The sequence below is a fragment of the Mucilaginibacter pineti genome (assembly GCF_900101875.1).
GTDB classification, from domain to species: Bacteria; Bacteroidota; Bacteroidia; order Sphingobacteriales; family Sphingobacteriaceae; genus Mucilaginibacter; species Mucilaginibacter pineti.
The window spans coordinates 80,741-105,252 of record NZ_FNAI01000008.1; the positions used below are offsets into that span (position 1 = coordinate 80,741).

General features: G+C 44.1%; 28 protein-coding genes. 8 read left to right on the forward strand and 20 right to left on the reverse strand.

Going from position 1 to position 24,512, the window contains the following annotated elements:
* Positions 1-8: 8 nt before the first annotated feature.
* Entirely contained in the window at positions 9-1,727 is a 1,719-nt protein-coding gene (locus BLS59_RS17355) for a coiled-coil domain-containing protein (RefSeq protein WP_091150923.1), read from the reverse strand.
* An 81-nt stretch (positions 1,728-1,808) separates the two neighbouring features.
* On the opposite strand from BLS59_RS17355, the gene BLS59_RS17360 reads away from it, so the two are divergent.
* Both BLS59_RS17360 and BLS59_RS17365 read left to right on the forward strand, forming a co-directional pair.
* Positions 1,809-3,020 (forward strand): ImmA/IrrE family metallo-endopeptidase, encoded by a 1,212-nt coding sequence (locus BLS59_RS17360; RefSeq protein WP_091150925.1) that lies wholly within the window; start codon positions 1,809-1,811, stop codon positions 3,018-3,020.
* 5 nt (positions 3,021-3,025) lie between these two features.
* A complete protein-coding gene (locus BLS59_RS17365) occupies positions 3,026-3,526 on the forward strand; it encodes a hypothetical protein (RefSeq protein WP_091150927.1) in 501 nt (166 codons plus the stop codon).
* Between the two features lie 201 nt (positions 3,527-3,727).
* On the opposite strand, the gene BLS59_RS17370 is transcribed toward BLS59_RS17365, so the two are convergent.
* Positions 3,728-4,681 carry a hypothetical protein gene (locus BLS59_RS17370; RefSeq protein WP_091150929.1) on the reverse strand — a complete coding sequence of 318 codons (954 nt, stop codon included), beginning with the start codon at positions 4,679-4,681 and terminating at the stop codon, positions 3,728-3,730.
* Positions 4,682-4,723: 42 nt separating this feature from the next.
* Here BLS59_RS17370 and BLS59_RS17375 point away from each other — a divergent pair, with 42 nt between their 5' ends.
* A complete protein-coding gene (locus tag BLS59_RS17375) occupies positions 4,724-5,452 on the forward strand; it encodes a hypothetical protein (RefSeq protein ID WP_091150931.1) in 729 nt (242 codons plus the stop codon).
* 217 nt (positions 5,453-5,669) lie between these two features.
* Here BLS59_RS17375 and BLS59_RS17380 read toward each other — a convergent pair whose 3' ends face one another.
* Genes BLS59_RS17380 through BLS59_RS17390 form a run of 3 tightly spaced genes read right to left on the reverse strand, consistent with a single transcriptional unit; the run spans position 5,670 to position 11,138 of the window.
* On the reverse strand, positions 5,670-8,648 hold the full coding sequence (locus BLS59_RS17380) for an AAA family ATPase (RefSeq protein ID WP_091150934.1): 2,979 nt from the start codon (positions 8,646-8,648) through the stop codon (positions 5,670-5,672).
* Positions 8,626-9,276: an ABC-three component system middle component 1 gene (locus BLS59_RS17385; protein WP_091150936.1), complete on the reverse strand. Its 651-nt coding sequence runs from the start codon at positions 9,274-9,276 to the stop codon at positions 8,626-8,628. Before BLS59_RS17385 ends, BLS59_RS17380 begins: the two co-directional genes overlap by 23 nt.
* Positions 9,273-11,138 (reverse strand): ABC-three component system protein, encoded by a 1,866-nt coding sequence (locus BLS59_RS17390; RefSeq protein ID WP_091150938.1) that lies wholly within the window; start codon positions 11,136-11,138, stop codon positions 9,273-9,275. Before BLS59_RS17390 ends, BLS59_RS17385 begins: the two co-directional genes overlap by 4 nt.
* Positions 11,139-11,750: 612 nt before the next feature.
* On the opposite strand from BLS59_RS17390, the gene BLS59_RS17395 reads away from it, so the two are divergent.
* From BLS59_RS17395 to BLS59_RS17405, 3 genes are all read left to right on the forward strand, one after another.
* Positions 11,751-12,995 (forward strand): site-specific integrase, encoded by a 1,245-nt coding sequence (locus BLS59_RS17395; RefSeq protein ID WP_091150940.1) that lies wholly within the window; start codon positions 11,751-11,753, stop codon positions 12,993-12,995.
* Between the two features lie 180 nt (positions 12,996-13,175).
* Entirely contained in the window at positions 13,176-13,655 is a 480-nt protein-coding gene (locus BLS59_RS17400) for a hypothetical protein (protein WP_091150942.1), read from the forward strand.
* Entirely contained in the window at positions 13,639-14,187 is a 549-nt protein-coding gene (locus BLS59_RS17405) for a helix-turn-helix domain-containing protein (RefSeq protein WP_091150944.1), read from the forward strand. The genes BLS59_RS17400 and BLS59_RS17405 overlap by 17 nt, the downstream gene beginning before the upstream one ends.
* A gap of 134 nt (positions 14,188-14,321) precedes the next feature.
* On the opposite strand, the gene BLS59_RS17410 is transcribed toward BLS59_RS17405, so the two are convergent.
* The 5 genes from BLS59_RS17410 to BLS59_RS17425 all read right to left on the reverse strand — a co-directional run bounded on the left by BLS59_RS17410 (position 14,322) and on the right by BLS59_RS17425 (position 16,030).
* Complete coding sequence (locus BLS59_RS17410; RefSeq protein WP_091150946.1) at positions 14,322-14,546, reverse strand: hypothetical protein; 225 nt, start codon at positions 14,544-14,546, stop codon at positions 14,322-14,324.
* Positions 14,547-14,596: 50 nt separating this feature from the next.
* Positions 14,597-15,085, reverse strand: coding sequence for a J domain-containing protein (locus BLS59_RS17415; RefSeq protein WP_091150948.1), 489 nt, complete (start codon positions 15,083-15,085; stop codon positions 14,597-14,599).
* Positions 15,086-15,089: 4 nt separating this feature from the next.
* Positions 15,090-15,290 (reverse strand): hypothetical protein, encoded by a 201-nt coding sequence (locus tag BLS59_RS17420; RefSeq protein ID WP_143014154.1) that lies wholly within the window; start codon positions 15,288-15,290, stop codon positions 15,090-15,092.
* Between the two features lie 4 nt (positions 15,291-15,294).
* Positions 15,295-15,420: a hypothetical protein gene (locus BLS59_RS32525; protein WP_262492959.1), complete on the reverse strand. Its 126-nt coding sequence runs from the start codon at positions 15,418-15,420 to the stop codon at positions 15,295-15,297.
* Positions 15,421-15,487: 67 nt separating this feature from the next.
* Positions 15,488-16,030 carry a hypothetical protein gene (locus BLS59_RS17425; protein ID WP_091150951.1) on the reverse strand — a complete coding sequence of 181 codons (543 nt, stop codon included), beginning with the start codon at positions 16,028-16,030 and terminating at the stop codon, positions 15,488-15,490.
* 261 nt (positions 16,031-16,291) lie between these two features.
* Here BLS59_RS17425 and BLS59_RS17430 point away from each other — a divergent pair, with 261 nt between their 5' ends.
* Entirely contained in the window at positions 16,292-16,504 is a 213-nt protein-coding gene (locus BLS59_RS17430; RefSeq protein WP_091150953.1) for a hypothetical protein, read from the forward strand.
* Between the two features lie 268 nt (positions 16,505-16,772).
* A complete protein-coding gene (locus BLS59_RS17435) occupies positions 16,773-17,297 on the forward strand; it encodes a CBS domain-containing protein (protein ID WP_091150955.1) in 525 nt (174 codons plus the stop codon).
* A gap of 77 nt (positions 17,298-17,374) precedes the next feature.
* Here BLS59_RS17435 and BLS59_RS17440 read toward each other — a convergent pair whose 3' ends face one another.
* The 10 genes from BLS59_RS17440 to BLS59_RS17485 form a co-directional block, all read right to left on the reverse strand.
* Positions 17,375-17,896, reverse strand: coding sequence for a hypothetical protein (locus tag BLS59_RS17440; RefSeq protein WP_091150957.1), 522 nt, complete (start codon positions 17,894-17,896; stop codon positions 17,375-17,377).
* Positions 17,897-18,009: 113 nt separating this feature from the next.
* A complete protein-coding gene (locus BLS59_RS17445) occupies positions 18,010-18,282 on the reverse strand; it encodes a hypothetical protein (RefSeq protein ID WP_091150959.1) in 273 nt (90 codons plus the stop codon).
* A 180-nt stretch (positions 18,283-18,462) separates the two neighbouring features.
* Positions 18,463-19,281, reverse strand: coding sequence for a hypothetical protein (locus BLS59_RS17450; protein WP_091150961.1), 819 nt, complete (start codon positions 19,279-19,281; stop codon positions 18,463-18,465).
* A gap of 26 nt (positions 19,282-19,307) precedes the next feature.
* Positions 19,308-20,363, reverse strand: coding sequence for a conjugative transposon protein TraM (traM, locus tag BLS59_RS17455; protein WP_091150963.1), 1,056 nt, complete (start codon positions 20,361-20,363; stop codon positions 19,308-19,310).
* Positions 20,364-20,382: 19 nt separating this feature from the next.
* Positions 20,383-20,601 (reverse strand): hypothetical protein, encoded by a 219-nt coding sequence (locus BLS59_RS17460; RefSeq protein ID WP_091150965.1) that lies wholly within the window; start codon positions 20,599-20,601, stop codon positions 20,383-20,385.
* Positions 20,602-20,603: 2 nt separating this feature from the next.
* Positions 20,604-21,221, reverse strand: coding sequence for a conjugative transposon protein TraK (traK, locus tag BLS59_RS17465; RefSeq protein ID WP_091150968.1), 618 nt, complete (start codon positions 21,219-21,221; stop codon positions 20,604-20,606).
* A 24-nt stretch (positions 21,222-21,245) separates the two neighbouring features.
* Positions 21,246-22,445, reverse strand: a complete 1,200-nt coding sequence (gene traJ, locus BLS59_RS17470) for a conjugative transposon protein TraJ (protein WP_091150970.1) — start codon at positions 22,443-22,445, stop codon at positions 21,246-21,248.
* Between the two features lie 94 nt (positions 22,446-22,539).
* Positions 22,540-23,175, reverse strand: a complete 636-nt coding sequence (locus BLS59_RS17475; RefSeq protein WP_091150972.1) for a hypothetical protein — start codon at positions 23,173-23,175, stop codon at positions 22,540-22,542.
* On the reverse strand, positions 23,159-23,809 hold the full coding sequence (locus BLS59_RS17480; protein WP_143014155.1) for a hypothetical protein: 651 nt from the start codon (positions 23,807-23,809) through the stop codon (positions 23,159-23,161). The genes BLS59_RS17475 and BLS59_RS17480 overlap by 17 nt, the downstream gene beginning before the upstream one ends.
* Positions 23,793-24,485 carry a conjugal transfer protein TraI gene (locus BLS59_RS17485; protein ID WP_317039770.1) on the reverse strand — a complete coding sequence of 231 codons (693 nt, stop codon included), beginning with the start codon at positions 24,483-24,485 and terminating at the stop codon, positions 23,793-23,795. The genes BLS59_RS17480 and BLS59_RS17485 overlap by 17 nt, the downstream gene beginning before the upstream one ends.
* Positions 24,486-24,512 lie beyond the last annotated feature (27 nt).

The following is a 24,512-nucleotide window of genomic DNA, read 5'->3' on the forward strand; positions in this document are numbered from 1 at the left end:
ACAACCTATTAATTATTTGCTACTTCAATTAGTTGATTTACGCTGAAGCTGTGATAGCCAAGATTGGAAAGCTGCTGTTCCAATAAATTCCTTCGCTTTACGGAGTCTTCGGCTATCTGCTTTGCCATTCTCGATAGCCAAAACATATCCTCTTGCAGGATTAAGTGCTTTAAGTCGTCGGGACAAACCGGTTCCTCCTTCAATATCTTCGTTTCAGCGGCAAGAGCAGTTTGTCTTCGTAAATCGTCAAATCGCGCTGTAAGATCACCTCTTGCTCCCTCAACGCGTTCTTGTCTTCCATCTCGCTCTTTTTCAAGTCCACCGATAATTTCTTTTTCTGCTGCTTCAAGTCGCTCATGATAGCTTCGCTGGCTGTGTTGCTTTCTGATAAGTTCTGCTGGTGCATTTGTAATATCTGCGCGTAATCGCTCGATAGCTGCTCTTTCAATTGCAATAGCTCGTTCCACTCGTTCTTGCTCACTTCCAATTGATTCGAGTTCTCTTCCAAATTGTTCATCCAATCGATCTCGTGCTGCTTTGTGCTCTCGGTCAGCATCGTCTTGTAGTTGTTCAATTGTTTTTCCTGTTCCGCCAAGCGCGATTTCTTCCTGCCGGATGTTTGCATCAAGTAATGCTTTCTCTTCTCTAATTCGCTGTTTTGTTGACTGATATCTTTCGTCCAGGCGTTGATAACGTCCGTTAAGTCCTGCTTTTGTAGTTCTAAATTGAACTCGTCTTGCTTCAATTTCATCCAGCTCTCCGCGATTTGTTGTTTCAGCATCGCTTCGGTAGCGTTCTTCAAAAACAATCCGTTGTTCGCCAGCTCGCTTGATTGCGAGTTCAGTTCTTCCGATAGCTGTAACAACTGCTCGTTCTGCCGTGCGGTACGGTTCTGATTCCAAACATCGGCCAAGTGCTCGTATGAGATTGTTAACTTGTACCTTTCGGCAGTCGTAACTTTCTTCAGAAAGTCTATCCGGGTCTCCATCAATTGCAGGTATTCCATCTCCAAGATCGGTGGGTACTGAAAAATAAGCGATTTGTTGTTCATCATCGTGGTATAACCATTTGGCGCGGTCGCCCTTTTTTTGAGAAATTTCTATTGCCTCGGCAGATTGCTTTGGTATTGTTAGATTGATCGTATTAACCCGCAGCCGTTTTAATCCGGCAAATTCATTTACGGTTAACTTTTTTCTTTTACCTAATTGAATAAATAGTATAGGCTCATCGTTTTCGTCATAAAATACTATATCGGCCTTAAATAACAATTCTTCCTGTGGCCCATCATATCTAAAATCTGATTTTATGTTGCCATTGTGATCTTCAAAAAAATATTTATTTTTTTCAACACGGCTCGCGGCAATGACAGTTCCCGGCAATAGAAACAGCGCCAACCCGGCCTCACCTTTAGGGGGATATTTGTAAACCGGAGGCACCCTGATTTCTTTATTGAGCTCCAGTGTCGTGGCGGCAAGCTTTCGCCTATAATCCTCATCTTTAAAAGTGCATTTATCACCGGGTTTGATAAATTTTGCATCGTGCCGGAAATAAGGTCGATAATTTTGGACTTTGGGTAATACGGCTTGCATCTCGCGCTGGCAACCTATACACTTATAACCTTTTCGGCCGCGTTGAGTAACTTCAGAGATATGTATATCTCTATCCAATGTCACACTGTGCGCGTAATCATGGTGGGCGTCTGGCTCGGCAACTGGAAAAGCAGGCATGGAATAAAATTTAAAAAGTTATGTAAATTTACATAACTTTTATTTGAATATCCCAGTAATTATTTTCATTTTTGTTACACCATGGATGAAAACCAATTTCTTAACGAATTCTACAAAATGCTTTCCCCGGTTGACCTGTGGGAAGGTGAAACCAATTCAATTAAGGAAATTTTCGATGCTCGGCTTACACGACACGGCATCACGATTAACCAGGCAGAAAAAATGCTGAACATGCAAAAACGCACCCTGGAGGGCATATTGGATGGGTCAGCCAAACGAGTTGATGTAATTAATTTATTGAAGCTTGGGCAGTTCTTAGGGCTGCAAATGGACGCGTTATTAAAATTATTCCTTAATGATATGCCACAGGAAATGGTAGGCGAATTGGAAGATGCGAAAAAGAAATCTTATATCCTGTCGACGTTTGACATCAAAAGCCTGGCGAAATCAGGCTTTTTGACAACGAAAACAGATTTTGATCAAATAGAAAAACGTATTGTTACTTATTTCGGACTAAAATCCATTTTTCAATATTCAAATAAGCAAATCATTCCTGCATTTAGCAAAACAAAGAAAAGTGAAAGTAGCCTCATGCGCGAATTTTGGGTAAGGTCGGCTTACGCGCATTTCGATTGCCTGAAAAATCCTAATCTTTATGATAAGATGAAACTGGTAGACCTTATTGCTAAGATCAAACCGTATAGCATGAACGTAACAACAGGGCTTCGGACAGTAACCCAGGCGTTGTATAACATAGGAGTTAGCGTAATCTATCAACCGCATTTACAGACTACACAGGTCAGAGGCGCAACCTTCATCATTAACGGCAAACCTTGTATTGTTCTGACCGATCTTAACAAACGATATGCGACCATTTGGTTCGCCTTACTGCATGAATTGCACCACGTAATTTTCGATTTTGACGAAATCGAACGTAATGTTTTTCATTTAACCGGTGAAGCCGATCTTTTTTTGCTACAGGAAGACAAAGCTGATGAGTTTGCCCGTGATTACTTTTTACCTGCTGAGCGTTCCAGGTTTATTTACAAATATATCGACAGCCCTTTAGTAGTGGCCAACTTTGCAAGGGAGCACCAGATCCATCCTTCCATGATATATAATTTTTATTGCTGGGATATGGATGCGACAGGGAAAGGAAGCTTCTGGGCTAAATACAAACATACTGAGGCCGACGTAAAGCTGGCCTTAAAGGATATCAATATCGATCCATTTGATAAGGAGCGTGTTGAAGATACCGTAAACTATTTAAAGGAAAACATTTTTAATATTTAATTACTATGGCCGAAGAAGAGAACAAACCGGAACAGCGCAAAAAAACTGAAAAAGAATTAGCAGACGAACTGCTTAAGCAGAATATCCTGGCAGCGTCTGATCGGGTCAAAGGCGAACAGCTGATTATTTCACAAGCAGGTGACCTGGAAAGACAAAGAGAAATTCTTCAAACGGCCCTAAGTAATATTGATGATCCTGAGAAGAAATTTGACCTTTATTACAAAGGTATTAACAGGTTACTGCGTGCGCATTTACCTAAGGGCCCTTCTAACAAAGCTGCGCGAGATTTCATCTATGAAGAAAAAAACACGTTTCTGACCCGTGGGAAAAGAATCAAAAAAAATGGTACTCGCGGCGGTGATGGCCGGATGACTTATAACACCGATGCCGACGAAATGCTTCAGATCATTATGGAATGGATTATGGAAAACGGCACAATGGTAGAGCTCTTCAACAAACTTCGTGATCTGAATATTAGTAAAGGTTATGGAACGAGATCTTTTTAACGACGCCCTACCAGGCTGACGTAAATCAAAACTGATATGTTAAGCAATTCGTGGAGTAGTTACTTGACATATCAGTAAGTTTATTTGAATCGAAAATAATAGCAATTGTTTCATCAACTTGGGTTAACCCCTTATTCGTTTACCTGGCTGAAAAAAAACGCTACTGGATAACCCCGAAACACTATAAATTGAAATTGTTGTTTAATCATTTTTATTCATTGCTGAGGTGTAATAGGCAGCCAATGAAACTACTTCCCAAACCTCCCGTTCACGTTCGTCTTCCAATTGGGTATGATCGTATTCAATAAAGGAACTCAAAAACTGAGATGTAATATATAGGCAATCAGCAAGCAATTTAAATTTTATGAGTTCGTTGCTTGCCGGCCATTCTTTTTTGTTCTCAAAACGCATTTGTGCATATTTTATACTAAAACCTTCCGAATGGGCAAAGGCTGACGCATATGAATAATAGTGAGTCGCAAAATTAGTCGGGAGAGGAGAAGTTTTAATGGCTGCTGTAAAATTCATATAACTTAAATAATCTTTTTTACCTGCTTTTACAGCCTGGACATTTTTGCGTAATTGTTCAGGTGCCAATTCATACTCGCTATTTTTTTCCAGCATATCGATCAGGTCGTCTACTTCTGGTTTAAAATCTATTATAGGTCCGGGACTAATAGCCTTTTTAAATACTTCTTCACGCTGCTTCCTGAATTGTAGTATAGATGATAACTCATACAAATTAAAATAAAGCTGCTGCTGCACCAGGTTCTCTGAACATTCATTGTACAACCTGAAATACACAAGATAACTTTCTAATAAACTCCTAACCATAATATTAGCGGTTGCATCGTCAAAAAACACATTGCCGTTTATATCAAATACACCATCAAGAATTTTTATCAAATTGATTACCCTTAACCTATAATTGCTTACAATAATATACCTCGTATTCGTGTGCGCTATCTGAAAATTTTCAGCCGATGAAGGTGCAACTTTAACAGCTTGTAATGCGCAGTCAAAAAGCAAAGCAGAAATTCTGTCAATATGCTTTATCAAAGTAGTGGAAGATGGCCGTTCATTTTTGTTTTTAGGAAATTCCTGTTCCATAAACTTTTGATAGTCAAAACCATTGGTTCCGTTGTCCTTTTCCATTTTATCAGTAAAATTGCGTTAATTACTTAAAAGTTTAAAGATATGGAAAAATGGAAACCTCAAAATATGCAACTGAGAAGTGCAGTTATAAGTAAGGTATTAAGGCTGGAGCAGACATCGAGCAGCGCGCTTCGGGCGATTTTTCGCATGTTTAAGCAGGACAGTAAGACATTGGGCAATAGTTCCAGCGCACTGCCATTTAAGTCAAAAATAGACCTGCTTTATGATCTAGAAGAACTAAGTAAAACTGAATATGCCCATTCACTGAAATTAATGGAAATAAGAAACCAGTTCGCCCATAACCCAAATGCCGTTTCTTTCGAGAGTTTTAAAGAGATCAATAATGATATCATAAATTACCTACTGCGGAATTGTCCGGGAGATTTGGAAAAAGAAGATGTTGAAACAAAGCTCGTTGGTGCATTCAACCACTTATTTCAAATAACGGCAGGAAAACTCATGATTATCGAAGTTGAATACAGCGGGGGCATTCGCAAACAAATACGGCAACATGTTAATGATATAATTGTTAAAAATATCGATCACATCTGGAAACAAGCCATGGAAAAAAAGAAGATGCAGCCTAAACCAATATATCAAATTTTTCAAACCATTGACGACGATGAATTGGATAGTTTTTATAACTCCTTCAGAATTGCCATGTATGAATTTAGTTCGGCAGAACTGGCAAAGATAGATATTGAAAAAGGTGAAGTTTTTAAAGTTAAGGAAACCATAGAAGAGCAAATAGAACAAAAAAAACTATTATAAGCAGAAAATGAAAAACTAGTTCTTCATTTCAGATTGAACAAGCAAATAGTTGCTCGTTCAAATACGCCAGCAGATAGAAGCCTAACAGGTTTGCGTGCTTCCAATTTCACCTTAATATTCTCCCATTTGTTATCACAAAAATGTGTGCCTAATGCTCTTCCTAAGTTCGTGGACTGGTATGAGACTTTGCAGCCGGAAATAGTCCAATTGTGCTAAATCAATTTGTAAGAGATTGGCTGATCATACGCACCAACACGCCATTTTCAGCTGCTCCCAGCGTTATGATATTTACCGGAATGCCATCATTCTCCAGTTTGCGCATAAAGAATTTTGCCTGGACAGGATCATGCGTTGCCATAATGATTTGGAAATCATAATCGGCGACGAAATCGCGCAATAAATCAAATACCGCCGAGGCATGCACTAGGTCATGATGCTGGGTCGGGTCATCCAATAAGAGCGTTTTCCAAGGTGTCCAATGATATTTATGCGCCATCGCCAGTAAAAAGGTAAGTTGCAGATCGGTGATCTGGGCTTCACTGGCAACATGGGAAACCAACACGTCGCTTTCATGAAGCTGCACATTCACACTGGCATGGGATTTTTTATAATGACCGTAACTATCGAGCGCGGTCGAAGAAAACCTTGGCTCTACAATAATACGCTTAAGCAAGCTTTGCCAAAGCGGGTTTACGGACCGCAGCCGTTCATAAACGATTTGCAGCTCATCGTTCAGCTTGGCTGATAATTCGTTGAGTATTTCAATGTTCGAACGTACCCAGGCTAGTTTTTGCCTTGCTTTTGATAAGCGTTCTTCGAGTCCAGCCTGATAAATAGCTTCTGAAACCGCCCCCCGGGTCGCCTCGATATCCTGTTCAATCTTCAACTCCTCTTCAATGACCTGAAGCCTGCTCAGCTCCTGGTCGACTTCGTTTAATGTGGTGAGCTGCCGTTCCGATGCGTTCATCCGGACATCGGCATTTTGAATAACCGTGCTCAAGTTTTCAGCGTTTACTTCACCGGTAAGTTTGGCATTTGTCCACCTGCTGCGCAGCTCGCTCAGCCTTCCCGTAGCCGCCGAGACCTCCATTTCTATCGTTTGGACCGCGTCACGCGCTGCTTTGATATCAGCTTGCAAGTTAACCAGGCGACGCTGCAGTTCCGAAACAGCACGCTCACTTTCGGCTTGTTCTTTTTCATTAAAGAGAATTAAGCCGGTAAGTTCATCTGCGTTTACCCAGTCGGCAGTATCTTCTACGGCTTTATTCCTGGACAATAACGCGTCGTTGAGCGCAATACTCAGCTGGTTGAGCTCCTCCAGCAGCTTAAGGACGCGTTCGTTGACCTTTATCAATTGCTCCGAAAGTATGACCAAGGTATCTTCATCCGAAGGCATTGTTTGTGCACCGGTTTCTGCTTCCAATTGCTGACGGGTTTGAGCTATCCCGTCCCGAAGTTGCTTAAGCAGGTCCACTATTGCTGTCGGCGTGACTGCATCGGGGAAATAGGTCGTATATTTGGCCTGTACCTGCTCGTTTAGCGATGCCAGCTTCAGTTCCGTTGTTAAAATCGCTTCTTTTTGTTGCTGTACAGCGGTCTCTGCAGCTAACCGCTCCATTTCGGCACGCCTCAGGTTTCCGGTTGCTTGATGCACCAGCGCTGTCAGCGCACTGATTCCGGGATCATCTTCATTGACTTTAACCAGCATTCGGCGCTGCAATTCTTCAGGAAGATATACGGCGGCACAAACCGGGCAATCGCCGCGGTCTTGGGGGTACTTGCTGGCAATTAGCGCCAATGCCTGTTTTATCACGTCATTGGCTGCGGTCAGGGATTTTAAGGCAGTTTCCGATTGCGCTAACGCTGCCCGGACATTGTTCTCGGCTGTTAAAGCCGATGCTGCGTTTGTTTCCGCCTCCCGCAAAACATCTTGCTGATCCGGCAGGGTGAAATTGGTAACCGTATCTCTGGAAGCGCCTAAGCTGTTGATCGTCTTTTGAGCATCTTCCATTTGGGCGAGCGAACGTTCCTGCCCGGCAATTACTTCTCTGCGGCGTTCGATGGCTTGCCAAAAAGCTTTCCGTTGCTCGGCTGCATCGATCTGGTTGTTTAAGGAATCCTGTTGCTGTGTCGCTGCAAGCAGTTCTTCCTTTTTTAAGTTAGCCAGCTGTTCAAGCGATTTTACCTGCTCGTCAAGAAATTGCCGCTGGTTTATTACTTTTTTACGTTCAAGTAAACGAAAGTTCTCATTTTGCTTAATATCCTTGGCGACCCGCAAGGATTTAAGATCGGATTCTGCCTGCGTCGCCTGTGTAAGGTATTGTTCCAATTGCAGCTGCTTTTGCTGTAGCTCCTGTCTCAGCCGCGCTATTTCTTTTGTTAATTCCTGATGAGAATCCGGTAACGGCACAAGTGCTTGTAACTCGTTCAAGCGGTCTTTAAGCGCATTGATAAACGACTGCAGCGCGGTGCGCATTTCCCCGCCCATAATTTTTAGTGCAAGTAACTGGTCAGTTTTACGAACAGGAAAATCCGGCAAAGTCACAGCGATGCCGTTTAGCTGGGTTAATAGATCAGCTTTAGCCGTCAGCGTATTGACCGGTGCGATAGCGCGATCATTTCGTTTACCAAGCAGCGTTTGCCAGTTAGTCCACAGGAGGTTGATCTCGTCGAAGTCGCGTTGGGCCTGCTGTAGTTCCGCACCTGCGGCCCTTTTTGCCGCAGGGATTAATTGATTGACCTCGGTAGCTTCCCTTCCGATCGACAAATGATCAAGCTGACTTCCGCCGTCGGTCCCGTGGGCATTTACAAACCAATTATTGCCCTGCTGATTAAGGAAATGTGTCAGCTGTAATAAAAAAGGCAGGTCCTGTTTTTCTACATTTCCAAAAAGTTCCTCATGATTGCCGCTTAGTATCGGAGCATTGCCTTTTGTTAGCGACACCTCGCAAAAATGATCATCCTCGAAATCCAGGCGGACCTGTGCAAGACTTTCCTTGTCGCGAATAATAGGGTCGACACTATTTCCTAACCGGCGGATCCCACCTGTCAGTGCCAGTTCAATAGCTTCGAATAAGGCGGTTTTACCCGTTCCATTGGGCGCCAGTAAAATTGTAACACCCTTTGCCAGGCTAATTTCCACATTTTCACCGAATCGGCGAATGTTGGAAAGCTTAATTTTCTGCAGATGTTTCATCGGTTGTCAACATATCATTTTGAGAAATTTCACTAAAAAGCGCATCGACTAGCGCTGCACCTGTTTCGCCGGATAACAGGGCATCACGCCAATGAACCTGTCGCGCTACCGAGAAATGCGCTAATCGTGCCCCGGTCTGCTGAATGGCGGTATTCAGGGGGTCGACGATCTCTGTTTCCAGCGTATGGTCGGTAAGGGATGAAAGGAACGTTCTGTTCATCAAGTCGGTGATCTGTTCACCAGGCCGGAGAATATATTTACGGCAGAATTGCTCTCTTGTTTCAATACTGGTACAGAAATCCATGGAGACCTCGCTACCGGTAACTGCGCCTATAAAATACAGATCGGCAGATTCCGGGTCAAGCAGATCATCTTTGATCGCAGCGATCCAACTGAACGACTGCTGCAAGCCGGAAGGCTCGGGAACTAATGCGATGGCGATCGTTTTCCAGTGGTCTGTCTTATTGCTCAGCCGTTTTAAACGAAGGACGGCCCGGTCAGCGCCATCGACCGGGTAACAGTCCAGCCATGGTTGTATTTCTGCATCGTCAGTTCTTAACCGGTATCTGCCGGCCGCTTTTTCGCCGATCGCTTGTATTACGGCCAGCGCCGTTAAATTTTCGTTCATGGCGCAATATTGTTAAGTTGCTCTTTTTGTGTTTCGTTAATTTTTGCCACGATCGCCGGCAAATAGGTACGCAGCATAGCGAGATCGCCTTTTCTCAGCGCTTCTTTGATCTTGCCGGAATGCGTGAGGATCATCGGCTGGTGCCCGTCCGCCAATGTATACGAGGGTTCTTGCCCGTCACTGAGGCTTGAACCGGTGATCTCGGAAATACTGCTCTCCACCGCGGACAGTATCAGTAGCTTAAAGGGTTCCCGGCCAATTAACACCTCTATCCCTTCGTCCGCTAAATTTCTTAAAGTATGATTATCATCAGCAGGGCCGCTCCACACTTGGATGGCGCGCGTCCCGACTGTCGTCCCGCTCAATTTTTGCCATCCCTCGTCATTGGCCGACACGGCAACCGCGACGGCCAGAAGCAGAATGATGCCTTTGGAAACCAATAGCGCGGTCTTTGGCCCGTGACGCAGTGAACCGGCGATTGCTTTTCCTTCGGCGTGAGGAACCAGCATTTGGCGGCAAAAACCCGTCCTGACAGTGGTATCGGCATCCAGCGCGGCAAGCCAGCATTGCCATCGCGCTTCCATCGCGGTTCTAAGTTCACCAGCCGGTATGACCAGCAATTTGTCACTGATCTTATTTTTGATAACCGCCCAGGTCAGATCATCCATCTGCTGGTCAAGCGACCGGCCTTCACTGTCCGCATCACCGGAATTGGGAATCTCGCGAATATCCGCCGGCGCTTGTCTCGCACCGAGTTCGATAAGCGGTAAGGTGCGGCAGTCTTCTTCATCTTTGCCTAAGGTTCCGCCTATGAGAGCAAGCGTTCGCTCACGCCAGAGGGCCAGATCATGGATATAAGCCACAGAAGTGCCCGGCATATGCAGGATAAGTCGCCGCAATGCGGACGGTAATGGTTCGTGACGGGGAGACTGGCAATGGAGTTTCAATTCACTTGGTTTTTGTTCGTTCCAGGTCTCTATTACTACCTTTTCTGCCCGTTCGATATGGCCGAAGTCAGGGTCACAGATGCCACCAACGTCCCATCCCAAGCCCTTGTTGATATACTGTGCCCATAACTTTAGTTCCGGAAGCCAAAACGGGCGAAGTTCACCAAGCAGCGGTCTTGGTGTTATTTGGCTCGTATATGTGGAATTTTCAGTAATGAAGCTATTGATTTCTTTCCGTACTTTCTCCGGATCATTAAAACAAAAGGCCAGTGTTTCCTCCGCGCGGCGGTTAATGCTGCTTTCAGTACCTACGAATTCAACCTTCAGGTGCCGGAATACTTTGAGGATATGGTCCCAATCCGAAAAGCCGCACCAGGTGTTCAGCCATAAAAAAATATTTCGTGTAGGGGTATGTACAGCCTCCGCCTGTGTCAGCGATGCCGCTGTTGTCGAAGCGCTGATGCTATTGCTAAATTCATAAAGCTGACGCACCTCGAGGCCGCGTTTAATCAAAACCTCCGGAGCTGGCAATTCAATACGGAACTTCCGTTTGGGCGTCACTGTGGCCGGATCATGGGTAGCCGACCAGGTTGCCAGGCTTGCCAGTGAATCATCTAGTGGCGACAAATTACGTAATTTGCCTGTATTATCGCCTCTCGAAACCAAGTCGGTATTACGGTCGCACGCATAATCGCTGAACTCCGTGAAGTTTCGCTTAATCTGGATATGCTCCAATGACTGATCCTCATGCAAAAGAATCAAATCATCCCATGCCGGGATATCACCCTGTTCGCAGCCGATCATCAGCACATGCGGTTTGCCAAGCGCGAACTTGACAACCATGCCTGCTACTTTTTCTGCAGCAACGCAAATTTCGTAGGCGTCAGAGAGTTTTAATTGTAATTTTTTTAACACCTAAGTTTAATTTGGTTCGGGTCAATAAAAATACGCATATACAATGACAATATCCAATAACTTGTCACTGATAACAGTTTTCTACTGTCGACGTCAGCGCGATTTCGTGTTTACAAAGCCCATCTTATCATAAATCTAACGCTGAAAGCCGTCACGGAGTTTACCCGATAAACTTCAAGAACCGGGCTTTTGCCTCAATAATTTTTCTACTTATTTTGATTTAAATTATATTGATTCTTTCTTATATTTGAGTAACAAACGTTCTGAAACAACAGCAAATTGATATAAAAAATTCGGTATACTTCGCGGTACACTATTTGAATTTGATTTTATAAAGTACTGAATATAAGGCATTTATCTAAAGATATTGGAATCCCAGCGGGATCACAGGTGGCCTTCGAAAGAAGGCCATTTTTGTTTAAATACCCTTCTAAACCGCTAAAAAGCGGGAATTTCAATACAAGTAAGACTATCCAAATGCAAGCTAATCGGTCGCCTATTCGGTCGCCTGTTGTTTTTGCTGATATTAGGCGACCGAATGTCATTTAGTTCACCTTGTATCTACTTGATTTTCAATTTAAAGGACCATTGTTTCACTTAAAAAATGTGGTTATGAAAGTAAATGAAAATCTTTCCATTCTGTTCTATTTAAACCGCCCTAAGATGACAAAAGAGGGTCTGGTTCCTATTTATGTGCGTATTACTGTGGACGGTAAAAAGGATGAATTTTCCTCCGGTAAGAAGATCGATCCTGATTGCTGGGATGCGAAAACGGGCGCGAATAAAGACTGTCCCGATCAAAAGGCGATCAACAGCTACCTTACCAAAACAAAAGCCGGTATCGAAAAATGCTATAACCTGCTGGAATCCTCACAGGCTGTAATCACAGGCAGCATGGTGAAGGAAGCGTATATGCCAAAAGCAGTCGTTAGAAAGACTTTGATGCAGGCATTTAAACTGCACAATACGGAATTTGCCGAACGGGTAAGTAAGAAAAAAGGCAAAGATGGTACGCTGGCCAGGTATGAGCGCCTTGAAAAAAAGGTAGCTGTTTTCCTAAAAAAGAAATATAAGCTTAATGACCTTGCGCTGGACGACATACAAATGGCACTGGCTACTAATTTTTATCACCACATGATCATGGACGATATTGGCGAAAATACCGCCATGAAATATGTAAAGACCTTAAAGCAGATCATTGACCGCGCGATCGATGAAGGCTGGATCAAACACAATGCAATCAATGGGTTCAAGTGTACCTATGTGCAACCAGACAGGGAATGCCTGGAAGCGCACGAAATTCAAAAGATTTACAAAAAGAAGATTGCTATCAGGCGGCTTGAAGAAGTGCGGGACGTTTATATTTTCTGCTGTTTTACCGGCTATGCTTATGAAACCACGTATAACCTGGAACCTGAAAATATCTTTACAGGTGTGGATGGTAAATTATGGATCACCAAAGACCGTTCAAAAACAGGTTCAGAGGAAACAGTACCGCTAATGCCAATTCCACTAGCCATCATCAAAAAGTATAAAGATCATCCTTATTGCGTTGCCAATGGAAAGCTATTGCCTGTGAACAGCAATTACCGTTACAATGTGTATTTGAAGGAGCTGGCTGACATCTGTGGTATTACTAAAGAACTGACCACGCATACGGCCAGGCATACTTTTGCCACGACAGTAACACTTGAAAATGATGTGCCGCTGGAAACGGTCGGCAAGATGCTGGGACATAAAGACCTGCGCAGCACGCAGATCTATGCGCGGATTACCAAGCGGAAGATCAGTAATAATATGAAGGCGCTGAGTGATAAGATCTTTACGGATAAAGGCGCGTATAAATCAGCATCTTAAATGGTAAAGTTAAATTATGTCAACTACCGAGCATTCCTCGGTAGTTGATACGATAAATAAAACAATAAGTGATCTGTATAAATGCATGATAATCATTGAGGCAAAAAGTCTCCGATTTAACAAAATTAATTACTTTTAAAGTTTACTTATTTGGTAAACTTTATGTATATTTGAGAAGCAATGTATGTAAAAGCAAGCGATACGGGCGAAGAAGTTCGGGTCTCTATTACTAAGATAGATGCCAAAGAAATTGCCCTGATTAACAAGAGTAAGAGATTTGATTTTAACTGGAATAAAGAAAAGGCGAACAGTGTGTACAAATTGACCGGAGAAGGCATACAAGAACCGTTGGGGTTGATTTCACTCATTGAAAGACCGGATGATCTTGCAATGGAGATACGTCTGATTGCCGTTTCTAAAGACAATAAAGGAAAAGAGCGGAAGTATGAACGAATCGCGGGATGTATGATTGCGTTTGCCTGCAAAGAGGCTTTTACAGTGGGGTATCAAGGATTTATCTGTTTAAAGCCAAAAACGCTGATCAGTGATCATTATAAAGAAAAATACAATTTGATTTCAACGAAGTTATTTCTTATTTCCGAAGGGAAAAATTCATTGGATTTAATTCATAAGTACTATCAAGATGGAAAAGAAAAATAAAAAATATCAGGTTATTGACATTTCAAAATTCAGCGACGATGAACTGGCTGACGCTTTTATTTTTTCACAAGATAATAAGCCTGTAACTGAGGAAGATAAGCAGGCAGATAAGGAATTTTGGGCAAACCGTCGCAAGGAATTTGAAAACCGCTCACCAAGAGAAAAAATATTTTCAAAGTTGTTACAGCTAAAATTTCAGTTAGAGGATTATATAGGTAGTAACGACTATAAGGAATCGCTTAATTTTGGATATTTTCTCAATGAATATGTTAGCAGACAAGATAAAAAAGACAAGGAATTTGCCAGTGAGGTTGATGTTACACCAGCAGTACTAAGTCAATATATCAATAACCACAGGAAGCCAAAAGATGAGTTTGTCATTAGATTAGAGTTGCATTCTAATGGAATGATTCCGGCATTAAGCTGGTTTAAACTGGTTCAAAAGGATAAGGAGCATGAAATTAAAACCAATTCTGATTGGAGACGTGACGAGAGTAAACATGTAAAAAATCGTATCGAGATGTTATACTGATATTCTGTCTCAGTTAGGTTTACGTTCGGGATTCAATGGATATTACAAGTCGTTATCATATTATTTAAAATCTATTGCAGTAAGGGTGCCCCCAAAGGGGGCCGCGCCCGAATTTTTAAGATTTAAAGGTGTTTTTACATCTTTATCAAGATGAGTATTGCGCCAGCTACCACCATTAATAGCCCACAAATATTTATCAGCGCCTCCAGCGATTTACAGATGATCCCTTTAAAATAGCTGGAATATATTTGCAACCCCGCTAAATTTCTGCGGTTAAACCGCAGGTAACCGACGATATAACGGATCAATAAACCGATAGCTAAAAGCAAAAGGCCGTTTGTGTCTATATGTGATAGCATAGTTTTTTGAAATTTAAAAGGGGACGAAACCGTCCCCTTTAATGAACTTATTAGCGTTTTAAATACTGCCTGCCTGTGCCTGCGTTTCTTTTAACTACTTCGGCGCCATACTTTGCCCTGATTTCATCCAGGCTTTTTTTGCCACCGTTTTTAACTTTGTATTCCCCTGTTCGGAAATACCAGGCTAACTTTTTAGATGCAAAATAATACCCTGCTGATTTAAGGGTGTCCTTATGTACCCTTGTACCACCCGTTACCCAAACCCAGTTGCCGACCAGTTCGATAGTAATGCCTTCCAAATGGATGATTTTTTCTATAGCTTCCCTATATTCTTCGGAAAATCGGATTTCTTCTTCGGCCTCTTCGGCTGTAAATTTGCCATCGTTTTTAATGGCTGTTGCGCAGGCTCTTGAGTAAGCGACATTTATCTGTTGCATGGTTTCATTATCACCCCCAAGGTCAGGGTGATATTGTTTTGCTAATTTCTTATACAGGGCTTTAACCTCGTCCAGTGTCCTGCATTCTTTAAACCACTGCATAAGCTTAACCTTTAACAGAGGTTCGGTTCACCTTTGGATTGCGTACCCTTGACAGTAAAATCTCTGTTTCCAGTATCTTAACTTTTGGGGTGTCCTTCAAGGTAACCAGTGAACTGCTTTCTATTTCGCTTACCATATCGGCTAAGCTGTCATGGTGCGTGTGTACCGACACACGGACCATTATAAACATTGTTTCGTATCTCATGGCTTTAGCGGTAATCGTTAACGAACTGGACGAATTGCTGGTAAAAGGTATCGGGATTATCTTCTTTGAAGTTTTCGGCGTAACCCTCGTAATAGATGCCGTTCAGGTATTCTATAAATGCGTCTAACATGGTGATGATTTTTAAAATGGTTAATGAAAAAAACCGCCCCTGCTACCTGCAAGGGCGATACTGGTTTTTAGGCTGGAAATACAATTTTGGCTTCCAGTTCTTTTCTTTTGGCTTCGCAAGCCTCAAAAATGAACTGCGCCACCATACGGATCAGGTTGGGCGTGTTGGTGACAAACTTTCTCCCTTTGTCATCTTCAATAATCAGTTTGCAACCCTGATACGGGTTTGCTTCCAGTTCGTCCGCTTCTGCGGCCTGCGCTATCTCGAATCTTTCCAGTTCTGCAATACGGCCTAACAGGTTGATGCGCTGAACGCTGATGCGGTGCAAATCACCTAGTGCCTTTAGTTTATCATCCAGTTTTAATTCGGGCTTTTGGGGTTCTCCCGCTGGTTTAAAGGATTCGTGCGACGTCTCTGGGGAATTTGCGGTCTTAATGCCAGCAGTTTCGGTTTTCTCTCCCTGCGGAGTTTGGACAGGCTTTTCATCTTTTGCAGGTTCATTTTTTGCGTCTTTTAGGTTCAGGTTTGGACGGATGGTTGATTTTGCTACTTCGGTAGTTTTAGCGATTGTACCTTGTACTGCGCCGTTTGCATTTTGATTTGTTTTCATTTTTTTGTTTTTAATGTTTAAAAAATCTGTTAATCCTTTTCCCGCTGATTTCCACTAAAGTTTATTTTCAAAAGAAAAGGGAAAAAGAAAGCACCCAGAAGGCGCACCCAAAAAGCAAAAGGAAACGGAATAATTGGAGGGGACCCTCTGGGGAGGAAACCGCTTATGCCGTAGTCTTTTGCAATTGGCAATAGCTATCCCATGAGGTGCGCAACTTCGCGTCCTTTTTCCCATTTCGCCTGAAAATGACGAGTTGCCAAAATGATTTACAATCTCACGTGCGGGATAAAAAGCAGGTGTACCGGGAGGTACGATGGTACTTCTGCTGCGCGGATGGAAATGCGGGTGAAAGGGCTGGCGTTTTTCTCACCAGGCATGAACCGGCATTTGCAGTTTGGGTTTTTTAATGATTTCAGAGATCGCCGGAAAGAGTTTCTTTTAAGCCATACCTCTGACAAGGATGGTTTTGAATAGCGGTGAAGTGGCTGAACTGAACTACTGCTAATCTTCAAGTAAAAATATATACTTTTGTACCGGATCAGCAGTTGCCCAAGGGGTGGCTCTGGTAAAGAATTTTATTGAAAAAAATTGCGTTTGCAATCCTCGCTAAAGAAAACTGGTAATTTTTAAATGCACGGGGAGCGTTTTCCGCATCATGCGAATGGTGGGGCGGCTCGTTTCGTGCATGGGTATACCAGTACCTCTTTAGCGGACGGGTTTGCCTCACCATTTGTATTTTACTATGAAAATTGAAAACATCATTGTTAAGAACTTCACTACGATCTGTGCCAGTGAAGAAATGCATGAAGTAGCCGAATGGCTAAAGGATCAATCCTTTCTGGCTGTCGCCGATGAAGATTCTAAGGTGATCGGTATCATTACGATGAAAGATGTGCCTTACCCGCCTTTCAGGTTGGTACTGGACAGCGAGTTCATCAAACCGCACTTAAGTCCTGAAAATACAGTTATCGAGGCTTTTGAGTTGATGCAGCAATCCGTAACAGATCATCTTCCTGTTTTTGAAAATGAAACTTTTGTGGGTGCGGTTCGGCTGATCGACGTGGGCAGGGAGATGATCGCTATGCTACAACATCCAAAGCAGCCGGAAGCAGAACTAATCAATAAATTAAGCAATGCCTTAACGAATATGCAAGGACTAATTTCGCTGCTTGCGGATTTGGACCATCGCAAAGATTATAGGGAAATCCTGAGCAGGTATGACCAGAGTTGCAGGGAAGCATTTTCGGTATTGCATGATAAGAGGTAAGGAGAAACTAATGATGTAAAAAAAGGCAAGCTATGTAGAAAGCTTGCCCTTAAATTGAAATATTCAATTCAATAGTTTTACGCCATGATCAGGTTACTGTTTTTGCCCCAGGTGATCAGAAGTGCTACTGCTGAGCGTATATCCAGGTCTTTGACCTTGCCCTGCGCTAAAGCTTTGTCCTGGTTATTGCCATCGTATAACCGCCAGTCCTGCCAGGTTACCTGAAGGTTTAAGTTGGTCTCTACATCATCATATTTATAGGAACCGGTATATCGGCTTTTGGCAGGAAGCCTTTCCGTTTCCGGTGTATTGTCGGGGTAAAATGTAAAGCCGATCAATTCCAGGTTATCCCGCAAATCGCCGTCAGCAGTATAGATGAGGTTGTAAAGATCAAGCACTTGTTTTAATTCCGCCGATTTGTATTTAAGTTCGGGATTCCAGAAATCTTTTAATGCGTAGCCGGTATGATAACAAAGCACTTTTAACTCACTAAGGAACTTCATACGAAACGCATTTGGCTTTTTGTCAATGGTTCTGGCTGCCTGTGTGAAGTTCATGTTATGCGTTATGTACAGTGCGATATGGTTCAGTTCTTCCATAATATTTGGTTAATTGATGTTTATGATAAGTTTGATCTATAACGCATTTTGGATAATCAAAGTATTGCCTTTCTTATGCTCCTAAGTAATGACCAGCTAAAAAATAGCATTTACTAAGTGTTAGATTGAGCTTTAAGGTAGTTCAGGTGTTCGTCGATCTCGTAATCATCTTTTGGTATTGTTTCACCGGTAATGCAGGTAAAGCAGTAGTGACCGGCATCGGCGCCGCCGACTACCCAAATGGGATTGCCGCAACTGCATTTTTTGCCTGAAAGGGCAACGCTGAGGGTTTCGCGGATGCGTTCTTCTACCTCCTGTTTTTTTTCGGAAGGGTTATTAGCGACATACAGGTAAATATAGGCTCTAACGGATATGGGTTCAAACATGGATTTAATTTGTGGTATAAAGATAATCAGCTTAAGCTGACTATAAAAAATCAGGCTAATTTATAAACAGTACAGCCAGCGAACGCTGGCTGTACTGTTTTGGGTTATCCCCGTCAGACAGGCGTATTGCTGGCGGCCAAACGCTCCCGTTAACGCCGCTTCCTCTTCCGCCTGTTTATCTTAAGCGGCTTTCATTTTTTGCCCCTTGCTTTGCTTTTTTCCGGTTTCTCCCTCAGTAGCTTTTTGGGATTGGCGCTTGGTTTGTTTCGGACTTTGCTGCTCTTTTACTGTTTCTGCTTTCTTTTCGGACTGCTGCTTTTTGAAATGCAGATTTAAGCCAAGGTTTTTATGCTCGACCGGCTGCATGCGCTCGTTAAAGATGCGCAGCCCTTTGACCGGATCAGGGGTGATATAATACTTGCCTGGGTTTTGCTCGGTGTCGATCTGTACCTGCTGCAAATTGCCCCGGTCAAGGGATTTAATCAAGTTTGCTTTTTGCTGCGCGTCCTGCATTTCCCGGATCGGTACTTTGGCCAAAGTGTCTTCCAGCTTATAGCCGTAGGAATCTGAATAGCGGATGTACTTGTGATTATCCTTATCGTCTTTTTTGTCAAAATCCAGCTTTAAGCGGGCGTGGTATTTTTCCTGCTCCTTGTTTAGCATTTCCTTGTACACAAAGCGGCCTTCCAATAGATTAAAGGCTTCCTTCGCGGTAATGCCTTTACTGTTTTTGATGTAAAAGGTTTGAGAACGGTCTTCCTCCGGGTTACCGTTTTTCAGGGTAGCATCATAACGGTTCAGGAAATAGCGGTCGGTCTGTTCAGACTTTTTAAAATGCAGGTTATAATCGACTGAGTTTGCAAAATGGGCATGATTGGTGCCGATGCTGAACTCGTTTTTGCCTTGGCTGATCTGATCGGTCATATCCTTACTCACCTTTTCCTCAAAGCCGAGATATTTGACGTTATTGCTTAAGAATTCTATATTTTCGTTGTTCATGATCTTGAATTTAGTGGATAAATGATTTACTGGTTCGGTCTGTTATTGCGCAGCAGTACGGGGTAACCGGCATGCAGCTTTACCTTGATGCGTTTTACTTTTTTACTAAACAATCCTTTTGCGGCCTGGATGCCTGCCCCGGCTGCCTGGGTGCCGATGGACTGATCCATTGATAATAACTGAATACTTTGCAAAGCATCGGAGGCGCCGCCACCTGCGGCTTCAAGCAGTTCCGCATCCGGTGCATCGATGCCTTCCATCGCGTCACGCTGGTCGTAAACCGACAGATCGACCGGGACAATGGAAGTGCCTAAACGGATGTTTTTAATGTTCAGCATCAGTCGCTGGTTGGTGATCTGGCAGGTACCGAACAGCAATAGTCCTTTTGGGATCTGCTGGCCTTTGAGCGACATGCTGTCCAGCAAACGGATCTTTACGACTGCGCCCTGCACCACTTTCTGGTCGCCTTCAATGGCCGCAGGAATGGCGTGGTAGGTGCTATCAGGTTTTGCCGGAACCGATGCCACCTTATTTTTTACTAATTTCGGGTTTTGTATCTCCTGGATCTTTTGCAGTACGCCTGCCAATTGCTCCATTTCAGGATCAGCTTCTTTGCCGGAACCCATGGTTTTTATCAGCTTTTCCAGCCGCTCGACTTCCGCGCTGCCACTGTCTTTGTAAGCGCTATACTTATGGGGATCAGCGGGGCTGCCATAACTTTGAGGTTTGTTCAGTTCCTCGGAAATGCGGCTCAGCCTTTCGCTGATCTGCTGCTCCTGTTTGTCCGCTGGGTTTTCAGTGCTAAAATGCAGCCCGCTAAAATTATTGTCATCGTTTCTCAGCGAATCTTTAACCGCCTGGTCATAAATGCTCATCTTATCGGCATTCTTTTCTTCAGCTATTTCAGCGCCGGGCAGTGTGGTATTCAAACCTTTGCTTTGCACGACCGCAGTTTTAGGATCGCCTTTACCGCCATCCATTGCTTTAAAGGCCATTGTCAGGAATGGCAGGATTAATAATGGCAATACCAATAGGAATTTGCGGTGGCGCAGTTGCTGCGCGTTTAATTGTTGTGTTCTCATGATGTTTCTATTTTTTTTGTTAGTAAATGGAATGGCAGATCAGGTACAGGCAATAGCTGCCAAAGAGCAGGCAAAACGCGGTCAGCGCGATCATTTGCTGCCTGCGGTTAAACCGACCTGCAAATTTGCTTAGGCGATCTGCAAGCATGCGCTGCCTGCGGACAAAGCTGGCAGCGATCCGGTTTGCCGTTTTGTTAGCAGCGTTGGTGCTGCTTGTTTTTTGTTTCTTGCTAAACATGGTTATTCCCCCTTTTTAATTTGGTCGCTATTCAAAATGGTTTCCCATTGCTGGATCAAAAAGCCATGCGGATTATTGTCACTGCGTGCCACATTGCGCAGATAACCCTGGGTCACCAAACTTCGGGTTGTTTTTGCGGTAGCCCGGATCAGGCGCTGTGTGGCATAACAGCGGAAATGGTAGGGATATTGGTTAATGTCAAGCTGCACGCTGTCAATGGTAATTTCCTGGCTGATGTTGCCGGAAACCAGGCTGGCATAATACCCGCTTTCCCGCAGGTCATCGTACTGGGCTTTTGCCGAATGATCGGCCAGATACAATGCCTTACTGACATTGGCAGTGATGAGCTTATCATCTGGGTCAAGGTTAAAGAACAGCTGGTGGAAAGTACCGATATGGTCTTTGGCCTCAACCGGGATATTTTCCCGTCGTCCCGCTGTGAGCGCTTCCAGCGCCTTGCCATTGGATAAAATGTAAATGCGGTTTTGCGCACTGTCAGCGGCCCTGAAACTTTGGTAAATCGCAAAGCAGGAAATGGCGGCGCAGCACAGGATCAGCACCAGGCTAAATGCCCTGATGTGCTTAAAAGCGGTGTCGATGTTTTTGAGTTGTGAAAACATGATTTTTCTTGTTTAAATGAATGATTAATTGCCGGAGAGCTTATTTTTCTGGTAGTCGTTATTGCTACCGAAATAGCCACCTGAGGCTCCGTTTTCCGCCATACCCAATTGTATTTTCTGCATGTTCGGGTTGATTGCATCCCGCACCATACCGGCCCCACCGGAAGCGGCGGCAGTGGTGGCATGAGAAGTCGTACTGACCAGGGTATTGACCTTTTGCAACAGGCCGTTTCCGCCACCGGCATGAACGATGTAATTGGCAACACTGGGTACGGTAAAATAACCCATGATGCCGATCACCATATAAATGAGATACGCCGTATCGGTGGCCGAAAAGAACGTATCACCAGCCTGCTGGACCTGGGAAATATCCAAACGGAGCATGTTTTCCTGGATTTTTCCTAGGATGGATCCAAATATATTGGCTACAGGCAGCCACAGGAAAATATTGACGTAGCGGGCGATCCAGACGGTTAAGGTATGGGAAAAGCCGTCGTAGACGGATAGCCCGAACACCAAAGGTCCCAATATCGCCAGTACGATCAGATAAAAGGTACGGATGGTGTTGATACAAAGGGCTGCCGCTTCATAGAGCACCTGAAGGACTTCACTCATCCATTGCTTGATGTTGTTGCGAAATGCGTAGCTCTGTTTGTCCATCCAGAATTTTACGTCGTTTCCGATACTTTCAAATGTACCTTCCTTGCTGCCGTCCTGGTCTTCTGGATGCGTGTACTTATACCAGGCTGCGCGGTCACCCTGCCCATCGTCGCCGACGTACATTTGGTAAGTCTCTGACTTTTTGATCGCGTCCTCTTTCTTTTTTAATAGCGCCGCAATCGCACGATTAGAATCAGTCACCATGCCGCCGGTGGCGTCGGAGATGGGTTGCAAGATTCCGTTCATCAGCGCAATAACCGAAGGGAACAGCAGGATCGCAAGGCCGATGCCGAACGGCCTGAGCAGCGGGTAAAAGTCGATGGGTTCGGCAGCTGCCAAATGCCGCCATACCCTGGAAGCGATGTACCATAAGGCGCCAAACCCGGCAATGCCACGGGCAACGCCAATCAGCCTGCCGCAAAGCGGCAGCATTTCTTTGTACACATTATCCAGCACCGATTGCAGGCTATGCACATCGGTGGCTACGCCCTGCGCCTGGGAAAATAAGGGAAAAGCGATCCCTGTCAGCACGAGGATCGTGCTTATCATTAATTTTGTTTTCATCTGTCTTATATTGTTTTTAACGGTGATGAAGCTATCATGATTAATTTGTTGCTATATGCTTTTGATAATCATGATGGTTTCATGATGTTTTGAATTAATTGATCTGGTAGAGCTGTTTACTTCGATTCAGGTTTTCGAGTTCCTTTATTCGCTGGATAGCGAGTACGGCGGTCTTTTTATTAAAGTCCCGTAAAAAGACCAGCTTATCCTGCATGCCTTCAAAGATGCGGTCAATGGCGGTCAGTCTCTCTTCATCGCTCATGCGCAGCTTGCCTGAAGTGATGACCAGCGTAAGTTCATCTAAGTGCCGCAGGCTTTGGCTAAATAGCTGGCTGTATACTGCATCCAGGTATTTGATTTCCTGCATTGAAAAGCTGCCTGCCTCCCTGAACTGGTTGTATGCTGTCTTATACGATTTTAATAGATCAGACTGCATTTTTAAAATGTCCGCTACCTTATGGTATTTGCGCACTTCAGGACTGACCAGCATGAGCCCGTTTAAAAAAGTCTCATGCAAAGAGAAATTTCCCTGCGATACGTTTTTGACCAGGTTATAACCGGTCGTCAGCGTCTGGTACCCGCGTTTCATATCGCTCAGGATGGCCTTAAACTGGGTCAATTTTTCGGCGTTCAGTAAAAGCTGCTGCACCTCGAAAGACTGGGCGCGGCTGCGCCCGGCAAAACCGAGCAGCAAAAGCGCCAGGACAATTAATTTATTTATCGGTTTCATAATACTGCTTTAAGTGATCAATGGAATTAGTTTCTGTTTTTCGCTGCTGAACCAGCATTTTTACCTGCTGAGAAAAGTGACGGCTGAAATCAAGCTTGTCCTGCATAGCGACTGTCAGTTTTTCCAAGCGCCCCAACCGCTCATCGTCGGTCATTTCCGCTTTGCCGGGAGTTATGACAATTTCCAGTTCTTCCAGGTCATCGCCGCATTCGCGCAGGAGATTGTCCCTTACCGTTTTAATATAAGCTTTGTGGTCATCGGGCAATTGTAACCCGCCAATCCCTGCAAAAAGCGACTGGATACGTGCAGCGTTTTCCAGGATCTCACTAGCTCCGGGACTGTTACGGATGGCAGGATTAACTGCTTTCAGCGAAGCAAAGTATAACTGGTGTAAACCAAATTCCCCATTTTTAAAGCTGTGGACAATAGACAGGCCATCGCCCGCTATCTCATATCCTTTTTTAAGGTAGCCAGCATAGAGCTGCAAAGCGGCGATCTGGGTATACAGGTATTTTTTCTGCGTGCTTTTCTGGCGCAGCCATTCGCCCCAGGTCTGGGCAAAAAGCGGGCTACAGGAAAAGCTGAGCATCAGGCAAACGATGCCTGCTGTCCCTAGTTTAATTGGCGATCCCATACAAGCGGCTGATCTGGCGTGTATCTTCAATGGATTTGGCCCTGGCATAAACCAGCATCACGTTACTGGCATTAAACTTTTTCAGGTCGTTATAGTTGCCTTCGATGCGCTCAGCCGCCTGCTCGATCAGTTCCAGTCTTTTGCCGTCCGACATCTGCACTTTAAAGGAATTGATGACCAGCAACAGCTGATCCAGGTTTTTTACACTTTCTTCCAGTATGCCGGAATAGACCTGACCCATATAACCAACCTCCCGCAGGGTGAAATGCTCATCCTGGCGGAACAAGGAAAAAGCGCTTTTATATTCGCTGACGATATGCGCCTGTTTGAGGGTGATCTCGCGGATGCGCTGGTAATAAGCGATGGCCGCTTTTACTTTATTTAGTTCCTCGAAATACTTGCCGTACAGTTCGCGCTGCTTCTCTGACCAATCGGCAATCTCGGTGAGCTTGAATTTAGAGAGCTGGTTTTCTAATACCTTCTGCGCGTTTTGCAGCCAGATGGTTTCGTTCTGCATGCGCTGGATCTTCAGGTCTACCGCCTTGATCACTTTTTTTACGCCCGCTTTAATCACTTCCACAATGGCGATCTGGGCATCGGCTTTTTCGGCCGAGAAACTTACCAGCAGCACAATCAGGCTGACCGGCATTACTATTTTACAATAGTTTTTCATCATCTTCAATTTAGCTTCTGCCTGACCTGC